The organism is Streptomyces sp. NBC_00390 (assembly GCF_036057275.1).
Lineage (GTDB): Bacteria > Actinomycetota > Actinomycetes > Streptomycetales > Streptomycetaceae > Streptomyces.
In genome coordinates, this window is the sequence record NZ_CP107945.1 from 5,970,229 (window position 1) to 5,991,115 (window position 20,887).

General features: G+C 71.5%; 16 protein-coding genes and 1 riboswitch. Of the genes, 7 read left to right on the forward strand and 9 right to left on the reverse strand.

The annotated features are described in order from the left end of the window. Positions 1-72: 72 nt before the first annotated feature. The 7 genes from OHS70_RS26305 to OHS70_RS26335 form a co-directional block, all read right to left on the reverse strand. Entirely contained in the window at positions 73-903 is an 831-nt protein-coding gene (locus OHS70_RS26305) for an ECF transporter S component (protein WP_328401176.1), read from the reverse strand. Further along, positions 900-2,723 carry an ABC transporter ATP-binding protein gene (locus OHS70_RS26310; RefSeq protein WP_328401178.1) on the reverse strand — a complete coding sequence of 608 codons (1,824 nt, stop codon included), beginning with the start codon at positions 2,721-2,723 and terminating at the stop codon, positions 900-902. The genes OHS70_RS26305 and OHS70_RS26310 overlap by 4 nt, the downstream gene beginning before the upstream one ends. Beyond that, positions 2,720-4,045, reverse strand: coding sequence for an energy-coupling factor transporter transmembrane component T (locus OHS70_RS26315; RefSeq protein ID WP_328401180.1), 1,326 nt, complete (start codon positions 4,043-4,045; stop codon positions 2,720-2,722). The genes OHS70_RS26310 and OHS70_RS26315 overlap by 4 nt, the downstream gene beginning before the upstream one ends. Beyond that, positions 4,042-4,674 carry an SCO2322 family protein gene (locus OHS70_RS26320; protein ID WP_328401182.1) on the reverse strand — a complete coding sequence of 211 codons (633 nt, stop codon included), beginning with the start codon at positions 4,672-4,674 and terminating at the stop codon, positions 4,042-4,044. Before OHS70_RS26320 ends, OHS70_RS26315 begins: the two co-directional genes overlap by 4 nt. Beyond that, entirely contained in the window at positions 4,674-5,906 is a 1,233-nt protein-coding gene (locus OHS70_RS26325) for a prenyltransferase/squalene oxidase repeat-containing protein (protein WP_328401184.1), read from the reverse strand. The genes OHS70_RS26320 and OHS70_RS26325 overlap by 1 nt, the downstream gene beginning before the upstream one ends. Positions 5,907-5,980: 74 nt before the next feature. Continuing rightward, positions 5,981-6,140: riboswitch (cobalamin riboswitch) on the reverse strand. A 50-nt stretch (positions 6,141-6,190) separates the two neighbouring features. Continuing rightward, a complete protein-coding gene (locus tag OHS70_RS26330; RefSeq protein WP_328401186.1) occupies positions 6,191-7,225 on the reverse strand; it encodes an MBL fold metallo-hydrolase in 1,035 nt (344 codons plus the stop codon). A gap of 284 nt (positions 7,226-7,509) precedes the next feature. Further along, a complete protein-coding gene (locus tag OHS70_RS26335) occupies positions 7,510-10,548 on the reverse strand; it encodes an AfsR/SARP family transcriptional regulator (protein WP_328401188.1) in 3,039 nt (1,012 codons plus the stop codon). Positions 10,549-10,718: 170 nt separating this feature from the next. On the opposite strand from OHS70_RS26335, the gene OHS70_RS26340 reads away from it, so the two are divergent. The 4 genes from OHS70_RS26340 (at position 10,719) to OHS70_RS26355 (ending at position 14,756) form a co-directional block, all read left to right on the forward strand. Continuing rightward, positions 10,719-11,252 (forward strand): hypothetical protein, encoded by a 534-nt coding sequence (locus OHS70_RS26340; protein ID WP_328401190.1) that lies wholly within the window; start codon positions 10,719-10,721, stop codon positions 11,250-11,252. Positions 11,253-11,356: 104 nt separating this feature from the next. Then, positions 11,357-13,432, forward strand: coding sequence for a Hint domain-containing protein (locus OHS70_RS26345; RefSeq protein WP_328401192.1), 2,076 nt, complete (start codon positions 11,357-11,359; stop codon positions 13,430-13,432). Next, on the forward strand, positions 13,429-13,791 hold the full coding sequence (locus tag OHS70_RS26350; protein WP_328401194.1) for a hypothetical protein: 363 nt from the start codon (positions 13,429-13,431) through the stop codon (positions 13,789-13,791). The genes OHS70_RS26345 and OHS70_RS26350 overlap by 4 nt, the downstream gene beginning before the upstream one ends. A gap of 710 nt (positions 13,792-14,501) precedes the next feature. Further along, the gene (locus OHS70_RS26355) at positions 14,502-14,756 is read left to right on the forward strand and encodes a hypothetical protein (protein WP_328401196.1); all 255 of its coding nucleotides are present in this window, start codon (positions 14,502-14,504) and stop codon (positions 14,754-14,756) included. 475 nt (positions 14,757-15,231) lie between these two features. On the opposite strand, the gene OHS70_RS26360 is transcribed toward OHS70_RS26355, so the two are convergent. Continuing rightward, a complete protein-coding gene (locus tag OHS70_RS26360; protein WP_328401198.1) occupies positions 15,232-15,594 on the reverse strand; it encodes a transposase in 363 nt (120 codons plus the stop codon). 781 nt (positions 15,595-16,375) lie between these two features. Between OHS70_RS26360 and OHS70_RS26365 the strand changes: the two genes are divergently transcribed. Continuing rightward, on the forward strand, positions 16,376-17,617 hold the full coding sequence (locus OHS70_RS26365) for a beta-propeller fold lactonase family protein (RefSeq protein WP_328401200.1): 1,242 nt from the start codon (positions 16,376-16,378) through the stop codon (positions 17,615-17,617). A gap of 502 nt (positions 17,618-18,119) precedes the next feature. Here the strand turns inward: OHS70_RS26365 and OHS70_RS26370 are convergent. Next, entirely contained in the window at positions 18,120-18,566 is a 447-nt protein-coding gene (locus OHS70_RS26370; RefSeq protein ID WP_328401202.1) for a hypothetical protein, read from the reverse strand. Positions 18,567-18,930: 364 nt separating this feature from the next. Between OHS70_RS26370 and OHS70_RS26375 the strand changes: the two genes are divergently transcribed. Together OHS70_RS26375 and OHS70_RS26380 are read left to right on the forward strand one after the other, a co-directional pair. Then, the gene (locus OHS70_RS26375; RefSeq protein WP_328401204.1) at positions 18,931-20,391 is read left to right on the forward strand and encodes an aldehyde dehydrogenase; all 1,461 of its coding nucleotides are present in this window, start codon (positions 18,931-18,933) and stop codon (positions 20,389-20,391) included. Further along, the gene (locus OHS70_RS26380) at positions 20,391-20,624 is read left to right on the forward strand and encodes a ferredoxin (RefSeq protein WP_328401206.1); all 234 of its coding nucleotides are present in this window, start codon (positions 20,391-20,393) and stop codon (positions 20,622-20,624) included. Before OHS70_RS26375 ends, OHS70_RS26380 begins: the two co-directional genes overlap by 1 nt. The last annotated feature ends 263 nt before the right edge of the window (positions 20,625-20,887 follow it).

Here is a 20,887-nt window from a genome sequence, read left to right on the forward strand (position 1 = left end):
TTGAGGGGCCTTTCGGCCCCCTGCTCCGACTACTAGGTCCGATCGTCGGGGGCCTGGGCCCTGTGGGGTGCCTCACCCCTCAGAGGAGGGTTTCGGGGCCTCGAATGTGACCTGGGCCTCGAAGGCGGCACGGCGGGTGGCGCGGCGCAGTGCCTTCAGGAGCGTGGCGCCGAGGGTGAGGGTCAGGGCGACGGTGAGCACCGCCCGCCCCAGGTCCCAGCCGAGCGAGGTCGCCAGGCAGTAGGCGAGGAAACGCACCAGGTTCTCCTGCACCGGGTCATCGGCGTCGAAGGCGATCCCGGAGGACAGCCCGCCGATGTACGTCCAGCCCTGCAGATTCATGACCGTGCCGTACGCGAAGGCCGCGACCGCCCCGTACGCGGCGAGCATCAGCAGCTCCGCACGACCGCGCAGCCGCTCCGGTCCGGGCAGCAGCCCGGCGCCCATGGTGAACCAGCCCATGGAGAGCATCTGGAACGGCATCCACGGCCCCACCCCGCCGGTGAGCAGCGCGGACGCGAACATGGTGACCGCGCCGAGCACGAAGCCGAAGCCGGGACCGAGAACCCGGCCGCTGAGCACCATCAGGAAGAACATGGGCTCAAGCCCCGCGGTGCCCGCGCCGAGCGGTCTGAGCGCGGCCCCGACCGCGGCCAGCACCCCGAGCATCGCCACGGCCTTGGCGTCCATGCCGGTGTCTGCGATCGTCGCGACGACGACGCCGACGAGGAGCGGCAGCAGGGCGGCGAACAGCCAGGGGGCGTCCTCGTCATGTGCGGTGACCGTCGCACCGGGGTCCGCGAGCAGCGGCCAGCCGAAGGCGATCACCCCGATCGCGGTGATGAGGACGAGCGCGGCGATCGAGCGGGGGCCGAGGCGGACGGGACGCGTTCGTGTGCTCACAGCGCGTCCCTGACCTGGGAGACGGTCAGCCAGGGCTGAGGAGCGAGGATCTTGCTGACCTGGGGTGCGAAGGCGGGGGAGGAGACGACGACCTCGGACGTCGGGCCGTCGGCGACGATCTCGCCGTCGGCCAGGATGACCACGCGGTGGGCGAGCTCGGCCGCCAGCTCCACGTCGTGGGTGGCCAGCACGATGGCGTGGCCGCCGTCGGCCAGGCCCCGCAGTACGGAGACGAGGCGGGCCTTGGCCGCGTAGTCCAGGCCTCGGGTCGGCTCGTCGAGCAGGAGCAGCGGGGGGCGGCCGGTCAGCACGACGGCCAGGGCGAGGGCGAGGCGCTGCCCCTCGGAGAGGTCGCGGGGGTGGATGGCGTCCTGCACGCCGGGCAGCAGCTCGCCGACGAGCGCGCGGCACGATCCGGGCTCGGCGCCGGCGTCCGCGTCGGCGGCGGCGCACTCGGCGCCGACGGTGTCCGCGTAGAGCAGGTCCCGCGGCTCCTGCGGCACGAGCCCGACCTGCCGGATCAGCTCGCGGGGCGCCGTCCGGTGGGGTGTGCGGCCGCCGACGGTCACGCTGCCGGAGGTGGGCTCGACCATGCCGACGAGTGAGGAGAGCAGGGTGGACTTCCCGGCCCCGTTGCGGCCCATGAGGGCGATGGTCTCGCCGGGGGCAACGGTGAGGGTCACGTCACGGAGGGCCTCGATGCGGGCCCGGCGGACGGCGAGGCGGGTGACGGTGGCGATCCGGCCGCCGACCGGGCCGCTCGTTTCCGGCGACTGCGCGTCGGTCGCGGGTGCGGCGTCGTGCGAGGCCGCCCGCCGCCTGAAGAGCCACCCCGAGCGCGCCCGGGCACGTATGGACGTGCTCCCGGGGGCGGGAGCCGGGGCCTGGGCCGACGCGCCGACGGCCGGCGGAGCCGCTGCCCGCGAGCCGTCGGCCGGACGGGCAGGGGCCTGCGGCGTGGCCCCGGAAGGCACGGCCCCCGGTATGACGTCTCCCGGAGCGACGCCCTCCAAGCGTTCCCTCAGCGCACCCGCGCTGCGCCGCGCGTCCCGCACCGACAGCGGCAGCGGATCCCACCCCGCCAGCCTGCCCAGCGCCACCACCGGCGGATGCACCGGCGACTGCGCCATGATCTCCGCCGGGGCGCCGGTCACCGGGGGCAGGCCCGGGCCCGGGAGCAGCACCACCCGGTCCGCGTACTGCACCACCCGTTCCAGACGGTGCTCGGCCATCAGCACCGTCGTGCCGAGGTCGTGGACCAGGCGCTGGAGCACCGCCAGCACCTCCTCCGCCGCAGCGGGGTCCAGCGCGGACGTCGGCTCGTCGAGGACGAGCACCTTGGGGTGCGGGGTCAGCACCGAGCCGATCGCGACCCGTTGCTGCTGGCCGCCGGAGAGCGTCGCGATCGGGCGGTCGCGCAGGTCGGCCAGGCCCAGCAGGTCCAGGGTCTCCTCGACCCGTCGGCGCATCACGTCCGGGGCGAGGCCCAGCGACTCCATGCCGTACGCGAGCTCGTCCTCGACCGTGTCGGTGACGAAGTGCGCGAGCGGGTCCTGGCCCACCGTGCCGATGAGGTCGGCGAGTTCGCGGGGCTTGTGGGTGCGGGTGTCGCGGCCGTCGACCGTGACCCGGCCGCGCAGCGTGCCGCCCGTGAAATGCGGGACCAGCCCGGAGACGGCCCCCAGCAGAGTCGACTTGCCGACTCCCGACGGTCCGACGAGCAGCACCAACTCGCCCTCGGGCACGGTCAGATCGACGCCGCTGATCGTGGGCGCGCCGGCGTCGCGGTACGTCACCGACACATCGTCGAAGCGGATCACGGGGTCGACTCCTCGGGTCCTGCGGGAGCGGTGGGTACGGGGGCGACGAACGCCGGCAGCAGGCCGATCAGCACGGACAGCGCGGGCCACAGCGGCAGTGTCGGGGCGATGAGCGGTACGACGCCGGGGTGCAGCGCCTGCGGGTCCTGGACGTTCGCCTGGATCATCAGGGCCGCGACCGCCACGCCGGAGGCGGCGACCAGCCAGGACCGTACGCCCCACCGGTCGGGTCGGTAGCGGGTGCGTACGGAGCGGCGGCCGCCGAGCCGCAGGCCCGCGACGGCGGCGAGGAGCCCGGTGATCAGCAGCGGCACCCCGTAGGCGGCGCCCGCCGCCGCGAGCAGTCCGTACGAGCCCGCGCACACACCGAGCAGCCCGCCGAGAGTGAGGACGGTGGTGGTGCGGCGTACGGCGGGCGGGACCTCGGCGGTGCGCCCGTAGCCGCGCGCGTCCATCGACGCGGCGACCGCGACCGAACGCTCCAGCGCGCCTTCCAGCACCGGCAGGGCGATCTGTGCGACGGCCCTGATGCCTCCGGTGGGGCGGCCGCGCAGCCGGCGTGCGGTGCGCAGCCGGAAGACGTCGGCGACCAGGTTGGGTGCGAAGGTCATGGCGACGACGACGGCGACGCCGGCCTCGTACAGCGCGCCGGGAAGGGACTTGAGCAGCCGGGCGGGGTTGGCGAGGGCGTTGGCGGCGCCGACGCAGATGAGGAGAGTGGCGAGCTTGGCCCCGTCGTACAGCGCGAACACCAGCTGCTCCGCGTGCACGCGCCCGCCGATCCGTACCCCCTGCGCCCAGTCGGGCAAGGGCACTTCGGGAAGCGTGAGCAGCGGGTGCGTGCCCGCGATGGGGGAGCCGAGCGCGACGGAGAAGACCACGCGGACGGCGATGACGAACAGCCCGAGCTTGACGAACGCACCGTAGGACCGGGCCCAGGGAGCGTCGGTGCGGCGGGCCGCCACGACGTACCCGGCGACGCCGACGAGCAGTCCGAGCAGCAGCGGATTCGCGGTCCGCGACGCGCCCACGGCAAGCCCGAGCGCCCACACCCACCAGGCCCCGGCATGCAGGGCGTTGCTGCGAGTGGCCTCGGGCGCGCGCAGCCGGCCGAGGAGACGACCGCCCGGGTAGCCGCCGACCCAGGTCCCGGCAGAGGAGGAGCGGCTCGTGCCTGCGCGCCGCGTGCGCCCGGCCGAGCTGTCGGCCGCGGGCGGAAGTGCATCCGCGACGCGCCCGCTGGTGGAAACGGCCTCGCGCTGCGCGGCCCGGCGCGCCGGGCCGGACGGGTCGTGCGGCCTTGGGGCAGGCGCAGGCGTCATGGGGTGCGCCGGCGGCGGGACTGCCACAGTGCCGCCACGCCCAGACCCAGTACCGCCGCGATGCCCGCCACGACACCGAGCGACGGGCCGCCGCCCGAGTCGTCCTTCGCATCCCGTGACGGGGGCTCCTGCGCCGAGACCTGCTCGCCGCAGCCCGACTTCGGGTAGCCGGAGATCGCGCACAGCAGCGCCTGGCTGTTGTAGCGCAGCGGTTTCGCCACCGCCGCGAGCGCCTCCGCGCTCGTCGCGCCGTCTGCGACCTGCGCGCACGCCGTGCGCAGCGCGGGCGGGGCCTCGCCCTGAGGGGCGTCGCCCGCCGTGCCGGGGTCGATGACGAGCGCGATCCGCTTCGTGCCGGCCTTCGCCGGGGTCTTCGCGCATATCGCCGCGAAGTCCGGGCCCCGGCGCGGCTGCGCCGAGTCCCCGCTGTCCTCGCTCACCGAGAACCGGAACCCGTTCACGGACCCGTCGGCGGGCTGCGCCGTGGCCGGGCCCTCGGTGGCGTACGTCCACTTCGCCCCGCTGCTCTGCCAGAACGACCAGTAGCGGTAGCCGGCCGCCTGTGCGGGCGCAGCGCTCAGCACCGTGAGGACGGCGCCGAGCACGAGCACCAGGAAACGCGTGCGCATCACTGCCGCGGCTTCCTGCGGCCGCTGATCAGGAAGCCGGCGCCGACACTGGCGACGAAGATCGCGCCCACGATCCACCACATGGACAGGGACTCGGACTCCTCACCCTTCTTCTCGTCACGCGAGGAGGGGGCGGGCGACGGCGACGCCTTCTTCGGCGCGGGGCCCGTCGCGTTGAGCGCGGTCACCAGGTTCTGGCCGCCGAAGTCGGCCGGGTCGGCGCCGGCCGCGTGAGCCGCGAAGATCAGCTGGGCATAGGCGGCGGGGCCGCTCTCCTTGGCCCAGGCGGAAGCGTTCTGCTCCAGCCACGTCAGCGGCTTCTTCGCCTGCTCGGTCAGGCCCTGTGCGGTCAGTGCGACGACCGCGTCCGCCGTGTTCCCGAAGTCCGGCTCGGGCGCCGAGTCCTCGGCGCCCGGCATCGGCGGCGTGTTGAAGTACCCGGTCTTGGCAAGCCCGTTCGCGAGGTACGCCGCACCGTTGTGGGCCGCGCCCTCGATCGTCGTCGCCTTCTCGCAGGCCGTGCCCTTGCCGTCCTTCGTGCCCGCCGTCACGACGAGGCCCTTGCCGTGCGCGCCGAGCACCGCGGCAGCGGTGGAGTCGGCGACGATGCCGGGGCTCTTGACCTGGTACACGAACGCCCCGCCGTCCTTGCCGCCGCACGGCTTGGCGAACGTCAGGAGCGCGTCGTACGGAGTCTTGCCGCCCTTCGACGTCACGTCGGCCGGCCCCAGACCGGCCGCGGCGAGCGCGCCGATGACGATGGAGGTGGAGTTCGCGTCGGAGGCCCCGCCCGGGTTGTAGCCCCAGCCGCCGTCCTTGTTCTGTACGGACTTCAGCCAGCCGACCGTCTTGTCCACGGCGGCGTCCTGCCCGCCGAGCGCGGCGAGCGCCTGCACGGCGGCGGCGCTCGCGTTGGTGTCCAGCGGAAGCTTGGCGTCGCACGCCTTCGCCGCGTCGGCACGGTACGAGGGGAAGCCGCCGTCCGCGCACTGCTGCCCGGTCAGCCAGTCCACGGCCGCCTCGGCGGGCACGAAACCGGCCGTGTCCTGGGCGAGCAGCGCCAGCGACTGCCGCCAGACACCGTCGTACGTGGGGTCGCCCGTGCCGTACAGGCCGGACGGCAGCGCGGCGGACGGGGTGGGGCTCGGCGCGGCGAAGGCGGCCGGTACCACCGCCAGTCCGAGCACGGCGGAGACGGCGAGTGCTGCTGCGCAGCGGCGAACGGTGGTCATGGCGGGTGGTGCCTCTCCTGCTTCAGGGCCGGGCGCAGGCACACTGAGGCACCAGGCTCGGCTCCGTATCCCTCGACGGTGCCGGCCACCGGGCGGGTCCCGGTGGGCACGAGCCGGTCATGAACGCGTACGAGGCATTCCGACTCACCGCCGGTGACGGCGGCTCACGGTTGCGGGTCAGTGCCGGATTTGCACCGGCTTCCCCCCGTACGGGCATGATGACGACATGGTTACTGTACCGGCCGGTCACCGGGCGGCGGCGGGGCGCAGGTCACAGGGCAAGGTCACGGTTCGGACGCCACGTACAGGTCGGGTGCGCTGCCCGGCACCGCCTCCGCGCGGCCGAGCTTCACGAGCCTGCGCAGATGGGCCTCCGCCTCCGAGACCGCGATGTTGCGCGAGCCGTAGGGGATCTCGTCCCAAGGCCGGTTCCACTCCATCCGCTCGGCGACCTGCCACGGGGTGAGCGGCCGCGCCAGCAGGGCGAGCAGGCCGGCCAGGCGCTCCTCGTGGTGGACGAGCAGCTCCCTGACCCGGCCGGCCGCATCGGTGAAGGCGTGCTGGTGCGCGGGGAGCACCTCGGCGGGGGCGAGGCGGCCGATGCGCTCGAGCGAGTCGAGGTAGTCGCCGAGGGGGTCGGTGACGGTGGCGTCGTCCGGGTCCTCGTACAGGCCGATGTGCGGGGTGATCTCGGGGAGGAGATGGTCGCCGGAGAAGAGCCGGCCGTTGCCGGCGAGCCGGGCCGGATGGGTCTCCTCGAGGTGCAGGCAGACATGGCCGGGGGTGTGGCCGGGGGTCCATAGGGCGCGCAGCCTGCGGCCGGCGAGGCCGAGCAGCTCGCCAGGGACGATCTCCCGGTCGGGCAGGGCCGCGCGCAGCCCGGGGAGGCTGCCCGTGTGCCCGGCGGCGCGGGCGGCGTGCAGCGGGGCGGTGTGCTCCTCGGGGGCGCCGGCGCGGGTGAGCTTGTCGGCCAGGTAGTCGAGCCACAGCCCCGGCTCGGCCTCCCGGGTGCGGCGCACCACCATGGCGTCGGCGGCGTGCATCGCGATCCAGGCGCCGGACGCCTCCCGGACCCGCCCGGACAGGCCGTGGTGGTCGGGGTGGTGGTGGGTGACGACGACACCGTGGACCTCGGCGACCGAGGTGCCGCACGCGGTCAGGCCGGCGGTGAGGGTGTCCCAGGACGCGGGGTCGTCCCAGCCGGTGTCGATGAGGACGGGTCCGCGGTCGGTGTCGAGCAGATGGACCAGGGTGTGCCCGAGGGGGTTGTCCGGAATGGGCACCCGGAGGGAGCGCACGCCACCGCCGTGGTCGGTCACGTGGGGGTCGGTCGTCCGGGTGGTGGAGGAACGGCCTTCCGGCGCGCTCGTCCGTTCGCCTCTCGGCTCGTGTCCCGCTTCGTCCTTCGTCGACGGCACGCCCGTTGCCCCCCTGTGGTCACGTGGAACTGATGCACCGTCAGGATGGCGTGCGGGGGCGCCGCAGGGAAGCCCTTGCGGAAATGTCCGCAAGGGGTGAACCGGCTCCGGCCGGCCTGCCGCAGTCTCCGTCGAAGTTCCACCATTCGGGTCCTCGGCCGCACCGGCCGGGAACCTGCGCGCAGTTACCGGCCGGTGACGCCCGGCGTCCCGCCGGTGACACCGGCCCACTCACTGTCCACCTCCGCCAGCGAAGCCCGTAACTGCTCCTGCAGCTGCGGGTGTTCTGCCGCTCGCTCCAGGGCCAGTGCCGCACGGAACTCCCGTCGTGCCCGTGCCGCCGCTCCTGCCGCCGCGTACGACTGACCCAGGCGGCGGCGGATCTCCATCTCGAGCCGCGTGCGGTGCGGCTCCGAACGCCGCGAGATGCCCGCGTGCAGCGCCAGCGCCTGGCGATGGCGGCGTTCCGCCTCCGCAAGGTCGTCCGCGACCGATCCCAGCCGTGTCAGCGTCAACGCCAGCAACAGCGGGTCGCCGGCCTCACGCAGCAGTTCCTCACCCCGCAGCAGCACCGCCCGCGCCTCCGCCCGTTCGCCGAGCGCCGCATGCCCGTCCGCAAGGGAGAGCAGGCGCTGACTGATCGGCATCGGGCGGCCGTTGCGCTCCGCCGCGGCGAGCGCCGCCCGCGCGTCGGCAAACGCTGTTTGCACCTCCCCCCGCATGAAGCGGCTCATCGACCGCATCGCCAGCGCCAGCGACACTCCCCACTCGTCGCCGGCCCGTTCCAGGACCGGCAGCACCTCGTCGGTGGTGGCCGCCACCGCGTCGTACCGCCCCGGCAGGAAGTCCTGGATGGCCAGACCGAGCAGAGGCTGGGCCGCCAATGTCTCGTCGCCGCTCTCGCGGGCGCACTCCAGCCCCTGCCGGAACCAGTCCCCACCCTGCGCGGTCCGGCCCTGTTGGTAGTCCAGCAGCCCGAGCGACGCCGTCACCAGGACCCGCAGCGCAGGGTCCCCGGTCCGCTCCGCGGCTTGCAGCGCCGTCGTCAGCGCCGCACGTCCCTCGTCGTAGCGGTCGTGGTGGAGGAAGTAGTCCCGCAGCGCCACCCCCAGCTGTGTCGCCAGAATGTCCTCGCCGTGCGCCACCGCATACCCCGGCACGTCCGCCAGGTCCGGCCCCGCCCCGTCGAGCCATCGCGCCGCGTCCCGCGCGGAGTCGAACCGCTGCGGGGCCCCGTCCGGTGCCCGGCCGTCGTCACCGGTGAGCCGGCCCGCCTGCACATACAGCTCCAGTACCTGCCGGCGGGCCTGCGCCGTCTCCTCGGGCCGGGCGTCGGCCAGCTTCCGGGCGTGGACCCGCACGAGGTCGTGGAGGCGATACCGCCCGGGGCCGGGTTGCAGCACCAGGCTCGCGTCGTACAGCTCCTCCAGCACGAGCTCCGCCTCGTCGACGCCCACACCGAGCATCACCGCCGGCGTCCACGCGTCGAACTCAGGCGTCGGCGCATGCCCGAGCAGCCGGAACGCCCGCTGCCGGGCCTCACTCAACTGCTCGTAGGACATGTGGAAAGCGGCCTCCACGCTGCGGTCCCCGGCGCTCAGCTCGCCCAGCCGCCGCTCCTCCGTTGCCATCCGCGCCGCCAGGTGGGCCGGCGACCACGACGGCCGGTGCTGCAGCCGCGCGCCCGCGATCCGCAGGGCCAGCGGCAGGCCCCCGCACAGCCGCGCCAGGTCGGTGACCGCCTCGGGGTCGGCGTCGGTGCGCGCCTCGCCGATCAGCCGGCGCAGCAGACCGATCGAGTCGGTGGCCGGCAGTGGGTCCAGGGTCACGCACCGGTCCGCGTCCAGTCCGGTCAGCCTGCGCCGTCCCGCCACCAGCACGCGGCTGCCCGGACCGGCAGGCAGCAGTGGCCGCACCTGCGCGGCGCTTCCCACGTCGTCGAGCACGAGCAGCAGCCGCAGCCCGCTGGTGGCGTCGCGCCATGAGGCGATCAGGTCGTCGCGATCCTGGGGCACGTCCGCGTCGGCCATGCCGAGCGTGCGCAGCAGCCGCTGGAGCAGCCGCTTCGTCAAAGGCCGGTCGGCCGCCGGTGAGTGGTGCGTGAGCCGATCGAGGAAGAGGACGCCGTCCGGGTGCTGGGGGCGAAGCGTCCACGCCGCGTGCACCAGCAGCGACGTCTTTCCGACCCCGGCAGGCCCGTCCACCGTCGCGACGGTGACGGCGTCCTGGGGGGCGGGCGCGGTCAGTGCGGCGACCTCCGCGAGACGGCCGACCAACTTACCCGCGTTTCCAGGCAGTTCATTCACCGTGCGATGCGGCCGGACCCGCGCGGACACCGGCGGCGGCGATGTCCGGGGACGCCGCGAGGCAGCTGCCACGGGGGCCATCGAGGCGGGTGCCGCGTCCGGGACGACAGAGCTGTCGGCGGTGGCCGAGCCGCCGACCACGGCCGTGTCGTCGTGACGGAGCACTGCCGCGTGCAGGTCCCGCAGGGCCGCGGACGGTGCCGTCCCCAACTCCTGTCGCAACCGCCGCCGCAGCCCTTCGTACGCGGCGAGCGCCTCGCCCTGCCGGCCCGTGCCGTACAGCGCCCGGATCCTCAGCGCCAGCACCTGCTCGTCCAGCGGATGAGCGGCGTCCGGGGAAGCCAGGTCTGCGAGGACCTCGCTGCCGCGGCCGAGCCGCAGCAGACACTCCAGCCGCTGCTGCTGCAAGGACCGGCGCTCGATCAGCAGCCGCTGCCGTTCCCCGAGCGCAAACGGGCCGGGCAGCCCCGCGAGCGGTTCCCCGCGGAACAGGCGCAGGCCCTGCTCAGCGGAGGCCAGCGCCCCCGATGGGTCACCGGAGTCCAGCAGCCGGCTTGTCCCCGCGGCGAGTTCGGCCAGGCGCGCGGTGTCGAGGCGGACCGGTGCGGCCAAGCGGTAGCCGCCCGACCCGCCGCGGATCACCGATTCGTCCTGCCCCGCACCCGGCACGTCAAGGGCCTGCCGCAGCGCGTACACGTAGCTGGGCAGGACCCGCCGGCCCGTCCGCGGCGGCCGTTCGCCCCACACTCCGTCGATCAACTGCTCGTGGCTGACCAGCCGGCCGCCGCGCAGCGCCAGCGCCGTCAGCACCGCCTGCCGGCGGGCCGGGCCGATGGACGCCTCCCGGCCGCCGCGCCGTGCCTGCACCGGGCCGAGTAACGCGATGTGCAGCTCCTCCGGCAGCGCCCCCATGGCCATCCGACCCCCTGGGTCATCACGGATCATCAGAATTTCATCGCTATTGCAGCGGCGTCCACCACCGTTGGCAAGTCAGCGCAGGAACCGCGGCGTTGCGGTGCCGTACGGGGGGCGGCACCGCACGCCGCGGCCTGCGACCCGGCGCCGCGCGCCCGGCCCACGGAGGTGCCATGACCCCTGAGGTTGCGCTGCTCCTGGGCCGCTGCGGCCTCGTTCTGTACGGCCTGGCCGACGGCAGCTGCCGGATCTGCATTGCCGGCGGTCCGGTCGTCGGCCGGGTCGAAGGCGGCGCGGGTGCCTGGAGCGCCCGGGCGCGGCGGCACGACGGCCGTCACGTCCTGGTCGCCACCGACCTGCCCAGCCGGAACGCGGCGGTGTGCGCGGTCGCCGATCACGCCGTGTGGGAGGACCTGGCAGGGGTCCGTCCCGCCGAGACGACACGGAGGTATCACATGACGAGCATGAAGCGGCGCCACCTGTGGAGCCTGGCCCGAGAGGCCCGCAAGGCGCGGGAAGCGGGGATGACGACGCACACGGTGCAGCTCTTCCTCAATCGGCCGGTGTACGGGAAACGGGCCGTCAAGCGGATGGACCGCGGAGTGGACGAAGTGATCAGGGCCATTGAGGGCACGGGCTGGCAGTGCTGTGGGGTCGAGCCGTGGCTCGGCACCGGTGTCCTGCTCAGCTTCGTGCGGGCCGACTGATGGCGTCGCGCCGGGCCGGATCCCCCGAGGGCCGGCCGCCGTCAGGTGCGGCGTTCGTGCCGCCACCGCCTGCTCACCCCCCGGCTCCCGTGCGTCGTCCGTGGATGCTGAGGCTCCAAGTGCTGACGGGACGTCAGCGCATGCTGCTCCTCGGCGGGGCGGGGGCGCTGGTCCTGGCGCTGGTGGCCGGGCTGCTGGCGTGGGGGAACGACTCCGACTCCGACGCCGGCGAGAGGGTGGCCAAGCGGAACCTGAAGCCGTTCATACGGGCCGTCGACGCGTTGGCCCAGGCTCCCGGGCTGCGTTACCAGGACACGTCGTTCGCCGGTATCACGGAGAACGAGATCACTGTCACCGCGGGCGGAAGCCAGTTCGGCACCACGGGCTCCGGTAACGAAAAGCACGGCCGGGACGTCCTTCACGTCGGTGGCAAGACCTTCATGCGGTGGCAGGAGGATCCCTCCCCAGGCCCGGACGTCGAGCCCGGTACGAAGACTCCCAGCGAGTGGATGCTCGGGATGGACGACGGCTCCCAACTCCTGGGCGACGCGCTGAAGCGCATGCCAACCCCGTCCGGCTTGGCGGAGGTGCTGTCGAAGGCCCTGGGCGAGGTGGACGAGGCACCGTCGGCGGACGACTCACGGCAGCGCCCCCTGACCGTGGAGGGGACGCCCGCGCTCGGGGTCGACACCTCGGCAGGCCGGTTGCTGGTGACCAAGCAGGAGCCGTACCGGGTGCTGCGTCTGGAGCCCTACGACCTGTCCGAGGTGGTCGACAAGGTCCGGAACGGGGAGACGGCGACCGAGATCCCGCGGGTGACCACCGGGCCGCTGGCAGCGGGCGACTCCGAGGGGATGGACCTGACTCCGGTCGTCGGTGCTGCCGTGGACGCGATGTTCAAGACCCTGTTGGCTCACACCGGGCAACTCAAGGACGCGAGCGACCACGGCATCAACTTCAGCCTCGACGGTTCGGGGGACATGAACTGCGGCTCGTCGGGCTGCACCGCCAACCAGAGGTTCACCGGGCAGGTCTCCAGCAGGGCGAAGGGGCGCATCACCAAGGGCGAGGTCACCGCCGTCCTGAGCGCGGACTTCTCCATCGGCGGCCAGTCCGCCGGCCGGTGCACCAGCCGACGCGGCACCTTCCCGGTCACCGGCAACAGCGTCTCCGGCACGCTGACCTGTTCCGACCCGGGCGCCGGAGCGGTCTACACCTCGGTCGCCGCGAAGTACAAGGCCCAGGCCGAGGCCCAGTCCCGGGCCGGCGGCGGGAGGCCGGTCCGCTACAGCATTCCGCTTCGAGCCAACACCCTGATCGACGCCCGCGCCCTGGCGGCCGTGGAGGTGAAGCAACTCGTCGACTGGGTGCGGTGGGAACGGGACGCCGCCAACTGTGCGAAGCCCCACAGCTTCCCGTCCGGCACACAGGTCCTCCTCGCCGACGGAACCCACCGGGCCATCGAAGACATCCGCGTCGGGGACCGAGTGGTCGCCACCGAACCGGACCGCCGGCTCACATCGGCACGGCCGGTGACCAACGTGATCACCACCGAGGACGACAAGGACTTCACGCGGCTCACCGTCACCACCGACCGAGGTCCCGCCACCATCACAGCTACCGACAACCATCCGTTCTGGCTGGCGGACGCCAACCGGTGGACGGACGCCGAGGATGTCCGGGTCGGCGACGAACTGCGCAGCTCGACGGGCTCGCCCCTCCCGGTGACCGCAGTCCTCGACCAGCGGGGCCGGCAGCGCACGCACGACCTCACGGTCAGCGATGTCCACTCGTACTATGTACTGGCGGGCCAGACGCCGGTCCTGGTTCACAACAGCAACTGTTATGTTCCATCTGGCTCTCTCCAAGGGGAGAAGCTCGCGCAGAAGCTGCGATTGGAGTCAGCGAACTCGCCGTTCACTCGGAGTGGAGAGTTGACGCCGGATGCGATTGCGGGTTCCAGGTTGGTGATGCCTGGAACGAAAATGGGGAACAAGGGTCTTCAGGCGCGATTCGCAGAACGCGGAGGGGCTTCGCAGTGGGGCAAGTACAGCACCGAGACTCACCAAGGGCCCTACGGCGACTTTCAGGTGCACTACTACAGGAATCGAGTGTCGGGCGAGGTCATGTACGACTTTGACTACAAGGTCGTCATGAACCGCAGAGGGAGCGCCTCGTGAAAGTGAGATTCACCGGCACCCAAGGCCATGAGCAGAGCGTTCGCCAGGGGGCGGATGCCTTGCGTCAAGGGCAGGTGTATGTGGTCCTTGAGGTGTACTGCCAGACGGAGGGTCCGAACTACTTCAGGATCGAGTTTCGCAGGGGTGAGCTTCCACCCCTCTTCGACTCACGGCTCTTTGAAGTAGTCGATCGCACCATGCATCCGTCGTGGACGACGTCGGTCGAGTGGGACGGATCGCTCACGATTGCTCCTGCTGCCTGGCAATCGCCCGGATTCTGGGAGGAGTTCACGGAGCATTCTCCTGGTGCGATCGAGATCTACGAGATGGGCAGAGATGCTCTGATGTTCGGGGTCTGAACAGCCGAGGGTGCAATTCGCAAATGCACCCGAAGCCCCGTCAGGTGTCTCCTGGCGGGGCTTCGGCATGGTGTGACGGCACTGGTCGACGGCAACGTCAACGGAGAGGCGCTGCGCAATGCGGTGGGCCGCTGCCGTCGGCAGGAAGGTCTGGGCATGCTCCCAACTCGGTCCAGGCGGCGCCGTCTGCGTGCCTGAGGAAGGATGCGCCGAGCCGGTCGACCAGCGGGAAACCACTGGTCGGGGGCTATTTCGTTCTTGCCGTGGACCTAGAAGTGACGCGCCAGGTTCCTGACCAGGGCCTGAGTTGTCGATCGATCGCCTGAGCCGTGGATGCGCTGTCGACGGTTGTCGTCGTTGGTCATCGCTGAGCACCCCCGCAGAGACGGCCCGACCGGGGGTGCTGCGCCGTGTGCGTCTCGATGCGAACTACCGGCGTGACGGCGGCTGACGTTCGGGTGCGCTCGCTGGTTTGCTGCGCTTGGCTGCCGTAAGGCACGGGCTGCGCCTCTCGTCCCGAACCACCGGCGGGGAGGTCGCTGAGGTCTCCCGGGCTGGTCAGCCGTGGGCTTGTGGCCGTTGTCGGTCGCCGTCGGTTGCTGTAGATGCTGCATTCGCTGCTGTACGTTGCCTCGCGCCACGGCGCCTCCGTACGCCGGCTGGCTCAGCCAAATGGGCGCAGAGCTGCCTCGGAGGACAGAGTGGAGCACATGAGCCAAGCACTTGTAACAGCCCTGATGGCCGATGGCCGACACCTCGAGGTAACCCGCATCACCGCATTCAAGGAGCCATGGCTCTCCTTGGAACCGGACCAGAACCTGACGGGTGACGGCCTCCGCATGGACCTGGGAGAAAAGCTGAGGCAATACCTGATGGAGAACGGCGGCCGGGCACTCGTGCTGCACGGCCCCGATGAAGTGATGGTCTGCCCGGCTGGGAGCATCCCTCAGTTCCGAGTGGTGTAGCGCAGACACCGAGGTCGGTGGAGTCTGATCCGAAAATCCCCCGACACCGCAGTTCAGGCCGGTTCCGCGGATTGGAGGGGCACTTGATGGCCGAGCATGTCGAGTTGGCTGACCAGGCGCCGTGTCTGTCGCGTCCGGCGTGACGCCTGGCTGACCGCCAACCCGCCCTGCTGTGCAGCGTGCAACTGACCGCTGCTTTGTAAGCCTGGCACTGACCGCGAGCCGGTTCCTGCTGGTCAACAGATGTACAACGACGCCGGGCCTGCTGACGGGTGTTTGCGCTCCCAGATGCTCCGATTGACCGTGGCTGACCGCTCGATCTGGCACGGATCTGGCACGCGGGCCGCCGCCGACATCTGCTTTGTAAGTTCGATCAGACGGGCGTCACGACACTGGAAGACGCAGGACGCGTGGTCGTCGCGGGCTACTTGCGGCTGCTGCTGTCCGGCGTCGTTGATGAAGCTCCTATAGACCGTCAAGTGGTCTGAAGGAGCTTCTTGGGCATGGGACTTGGGCGGGCGAGGTGTTGGTGGACCTCGCGGGCGATGAAGCGTTCGAGGCAGCGCAGGATGTCTCTTTTCGACATCCCTTCGGCGGTGCGGCGGTCGACGTATTCCTTGGTGCGGTTGTCGTAGCGCATGCGGACCAGGGCGATCATGTGGAGGGCGTGGTTGGCCCGTCGGTCGCCGTCGCGGTTGAGGCGGTGTCGGTGGGTGCGGCCCGAGCCGGCGGGGACGGGTGCGGCCGCGCACAGGTGCGCGAAGGACGCTTCCGATTTCAGCCGGTCGGGGTTGTCGCCCGCGATGATCAGGAGATGGGCGGCGGTCTCGGTGCCCACTCCGGGTAGGGCGACCAGGGGGCGGCCTGGGCAACCAGGGGCTCCAGTTCGGCGTCGGCGTCTCCTCGCTGAGGTGCTGGTAACGGCGGGCCAGGCGTCGCAGGGCGGTGCGGACCGCGCAGGCCGGGTCGCTGGGGTCCGCGCCGGGGCGGGAACGGGCCAGGTGCCTGATCAGCTCGGCGGTGTGCAGGGTGCGCAGTCGTTCGCGGACGGGGCCGGGTGCGGTGACGATGAGGGTGCGGATCTGGTTGAGGGTCTGGGTGCGGGCCTTGACCGCGGAGCGGCGGACCACTCGCAGGGCTCGGATGGCCATGGTGCAGCCGTCTGCAACCGGACACCCCGGACAGCCCCTGTTCCGAGTGTCCGGGTGGTTCTCGCGGGTCGGAGCTCTGTCCGGACAGTCCGGACACCTCTGGTGCCCTGGCGTCCGCGGCCTCTACGGCAAGCGGCGGATCCGAGCGGGGTAGATCCTGCCCTACTTCATCAAGCCCCGGCTCCGCTCCGCCGGGCGCGGCTCCGGCGTCGGCCTCGACGTTCCTGTTTCCGCGCCGCTTCGGATGTCTGCGTCACCTGGCGGGGCACCATCCGGCGGAATGCGGGGGGTGTCGCACGGTTGAGCGTGGCTGCTGCCGTTCGCCGGGGTTAGCGTCGGCACGGTTCGCCGATGCCTGGTGTGGGTGAGCTGTGTCGTTCGGTTGCGGATTGTCGTGTCGTTTTCCTGTCAGGGATTCCGGTCGGGGTCGGGTCGAGTAGTGCGGTGCGGTGTGCTGAGGAGGTCTTGATGTCGGGTGTTGCCGTCGCTGAGGTGCCGCGGGAGTCGGCTGCGGTGCCGCGCCGCAGGCGTGAGGGTTTGTGGTGGGTGCGGGTACGGGCCCGCGTTGCCGCGGTGGCTGTGGTGCTGGCCGGCCTGGCCCTCCCGGTCGCGGCGGCCACGCCCGCAGCTGCCGATCCCGGCACCTTCGCCTACGTCGCCAACCTCAATTCGAACAGTGTGTCGGTGATCGACACGGGCACGAACACGGTCACCGCCACGGTCCCCGTCGGGACCGGCCCCAATGGGGTGGCGGTGAATCCGGCCGGCACGTTCGCCTACGTCGCCAACGGCGGTTCGGGCAATGTGTCGGTGATCGACACGGGCACGAACACGGTCACCGCCACCGTCCCCGTCGGCACCGCCCCCTTCGGGGTGGCGGTGAATCCGGCCGGCACCTTTGCCTACGTCACCAACTTCGGTTCGAACAGTGTGTCGGTGATCGACACGGGCACGAACACGGTCACCGCCACCGTCCCCGTCGGCAGCCTCCCCACCGGGGTGGCGGTGAACCCGGCCGGCACCTTTGCCTACGTCACCAACCTCGGTTCGAACAGTGTGTCGGTGATCGACACGGGCACGAACACGGTCACCGCCACGGTCCCCGTCGGCGCCAACCCCAGTGGGGTGGCGGTGAACCCGGCCGGCACCTTCGCCTACGTCACCAACCAAAGCACGAACGATGTGTCGGTGATCGACACGGGCACGAACACGGTCACCGCCACCGTTCCCGTCGGCACCAGCCCCTTCGGGGTGGCGGTGAACCCGGCCGGCACCTTCGCCTACGTCACCAACCTCAATTCGAACGATGTGTCGGTGATCGACACGGGCACGAACACGGTCACCGCCACGGTCCCCGTCGGCACCTTCCCCAGTGGGGTGGCGGTGAACCCGGCCGGCACCTTCGCCTACGTCACCAACGGCAGTTCGAGCAATGTGTCGGTGATCGACACGGGCACGAACACGGTCACCGCCACGGTCCCCGTCGGCACCGACCCCGCCGGGGTGGCGGTGGCACTAGTCCCCGCTTCGACAGCTGCCTGCCCCGTCGGCAGCGTCATCACCGGCGGCGGATTCGAACTCACCGGCCCCGCACCCAGCAACCTCACCAGCAAACCGGTCAACGACACCTGGCTGGTCTCCTTCACCAACCCCACCACACAGGACATCACCGTCACCCCCTACGCCGTCTGCGCCGACAACACCCCATAACAACACCGGCACCAGAGCGTGTCCGCAGAATCGTGCAGTCCGTGAACTCATGACGCCGGCGGGGTCGAGTGTCCCCGCCGGCCGGAGAGTCGAGATCGCGTGACGGACACTCAGATGCCCCAGGCTTCTGAGGCCGGGACGGGTCACTGCAGGGCAGGTGAACACTCCGCCCGAACCCAGCCGATCGACTCCGTGGACGCCACAGGTGCCCCGCCGGCCCGGAGGGCAGACTGCTGCAGCAGCTGGGGCGGCTGCAGATGCGCGCGCTGCCAGACTGGTGCACAGACCCTGGACGGGTCTGGACAACACAAAAGCCCGGGTCGGGGATCATGCCCCTGGCCTGGGCCTTCATCGTTGGAGCGGGTGACGGGTCGAACCCGCGCTGTGAGCTTGGGAAGCACCGGCCTGATCACAACTGCCCGCCCGTTCTGGCACGCATCTGGCACGTCTGCTCTTCGTCCCGAACTACCGGCGGGGCGGTCGCTGAGGTCTTCTCGGTTGGTTACTCGGCCGCTTGGAGCTGCTGATGGTCGGCTGCCGTCATGCTGGTTGCTGTACTCCGCTGCTGTACGGCTGGCTCACTGCTCAACGGCGTGGAGACGGCCATGGCATGGACCCCGAGCACCACGGCGACGACCAGGCAGGCAACAGCGAGGCCGGCGGCCGTGCGCCGCCCGGGAGGAAACCGACGCGGCAGGAAGAGGCTCAGAACCGCACTGGTCCACGCGACGGACACCAGCCAGGGGAGCCATGCCTCCGCCCGGTCGTTCACTCGGTGACAGTGCTCGGCTTGCGGTCCGGTTTCGCCAAAGTAGAAGTGGCAGTTGCTCCCGAAGTCCTCGGTACCCAACCCTGCGAATCCCCACCACACGGTGACGAGGACGGCGGCGGCCAACGCGACACCGAAGACCAGGAAGCCTCCAGCGCCATGCGGCGTGGGCGTGTTCATACCCCGGTCCCCCCGACGAGATGCTGTCCCGCCGAGAATATCCCTGGCGGGATGTGAATCTGTGACACTCGCTTTGGGAGCGATGTGGGGCGAGTTGATGCCCGACCTGCGGCATGTCGACTTCGACGGAGGCGGGTTGCGCGCACTGTCGGCGACCGCGGTTCCCCCGTGGCTCCCCGCCCGATCTGGCGCGGTTGTGGCACGGTCATGACGGCCCCGTGCTGCTCGCGTAGCCCTGCCCGGCGGGAAACCACTGGTCGGGGGCCATTTCGTTCTTGCCGTGGACTCCTTCAACTAGAACTGGTATCAGTTCTTCAGTTCTGAAACAGTGTCAGATAGTGCGGCCCAGCGGGAGGCAGCAGTCATGACCGAGCTCATCGACCACGGAAAACTGTTCATCGGCGGAGAGTTGACCGACCCCCTCGGCGGCGACGCCATCGAGGTGGTCTCCCCCCACACCGAGCAGGTCATCGGCCGCGTCCCGCACGCCTCGCGCGCGGATGTCGACCGGGCGGTGGCCGTCGCGCGCAAGGCCTTCGACGAGGGGCCCTGGCCGCGCGCGACGCTCGACGAGCGGATCGCCGTCGTCAGCCGGATCAAGGACGCGATCGCCGTACGCCATGAGGAGATCGCCAGGTCCATCAGCTCGCAGAACGGCTCCCCCTACTCCTGGAGCGTTCTCGCCCAGGCGCTCGGCGCCATGATGGTGTGGGACTCGGCGATCACCGTCGCACGCGGCTTCGCGCACGAGGAGCGCCGTGACGGCGTGCTCGGCCCGATCCTGGTGCGCCGCGAGCCCGTCGGGGTCGTCGCCGCCGTCGTGCCGTGGAACGTCCCGCAGTTCACCGCCGCCGCCAAGCTCGGTCCGGCGCTGCTCGCGGGCTGCACCGTGGTCCTCAAACCGTCGCCCGAATCGCCCCTGGACGCGTACATCCTCGGCGAGATCGCCCAGGAGGCCGGGCTGCCCGAGGGGGTGCTGTCCATCCTCCCGGCGGACCGCGAGGTCAGCGAGTACCTGGTCGGGCACCCCGGCGTCGACAAGGTCTCCTTCACCGGCTCGGTCGCGGCCGGCAAGCGCGTCATGGAGGTCGCCTCCCGCAACCTCACCCGCGTCACCCTCGAGCTCGGCGGCAAGTCGGCCGCCGTGATCCTTCCCGACGCGGATCTGCGGACGGCCGTGGACGGCATCGTCCCGGCGGCGTGGATGAACAACGGGCAGGCGTGCGTGGCCCAGACCCGTATCCTCGCGCCGCGCAGCCGGTACGACGAGATCGCCGAGGCCTTCGCCGCCGCCGCCTCGGCGCTGGTCGTCGGCGACCCGCTGGATCCGGCGACCCAGGTCGGCCCGCTCGTCGCCGCCCGTCAGCAGCAGCGCTCGCTGGACTACATCGGGATCGGCCAGGAGGAGGGCGCCAAGGTACTCGCCGGCGGCGGCCGCCCCGCAGGTCTGGAACGCGGCTGGTACGTCGAGCCGACGCTCTTCGGCGGCGTGGACAACACGATGCGCATCGCCCGCGAGGAGATCTTCGGGCCGGTGATCTGTCTGCTGCCGTACGGGGACGAGAGCGAGGCGGCCGCGATCGCGAACGACTCCGAGTACGGGCTCAGCGGCAGCGTGTGGACCTCCGACGTGGAGCACGGCATCGACTTCGCGCGCCGGGTGCGGACGGGGACGTACAACGTCAACACGTTCAGCCTCGACATGCTCGGGCCGTTCGGCGGGTACAAGAACTCCGGTCTGGGGCGGGAGTTCGGGCCCGAGGGGTACGGCTCGTACCTGGAGCACAAGATGATCCATCTGCCCGCCGGCTACGGGGCGCAGTGATGGGGGACCGCTGGCACGTCGAGGTGGACCGGGGTGTCTGTATCGGCTCGGGCATGTGCGTGGGCCATGCGCCGGACGGGTTCCGGCTGGACACCGCCCGGCAGTCGCGCCCGCAGGCCGACGTCGCGGACGCCAACGAGAAGATCCTCGCCGCGGCGGAGAACTGCCCCGTCGAGGCGATCATGATCACCCTGCTGGCGAGCGGGGAGCCGGTCTTCCCGCCCGAGGACTAGGCCTTGTCCGGGCGATCTTCGAGGATCAGCCTGTGGCGTCAGATGCGGTGCATCGCAAGGCGGAGGATCGCCCTCGTACTGGACGTACTTGGGCGACTCCGACAACACAGCGAGGTGCCGTAGCTGTCGCCGCGGGCCCGACAAGATCGCCCGGACAGGGCCTAGCCCCGCGGTCGGCCGCGCGGTCCGGTCCGGTTCACCGTCCGCTCCACCGTCGCTCCATCGTCCCCCACCGCCCGGAGTCGGCCTGTGCGAATGCCCGC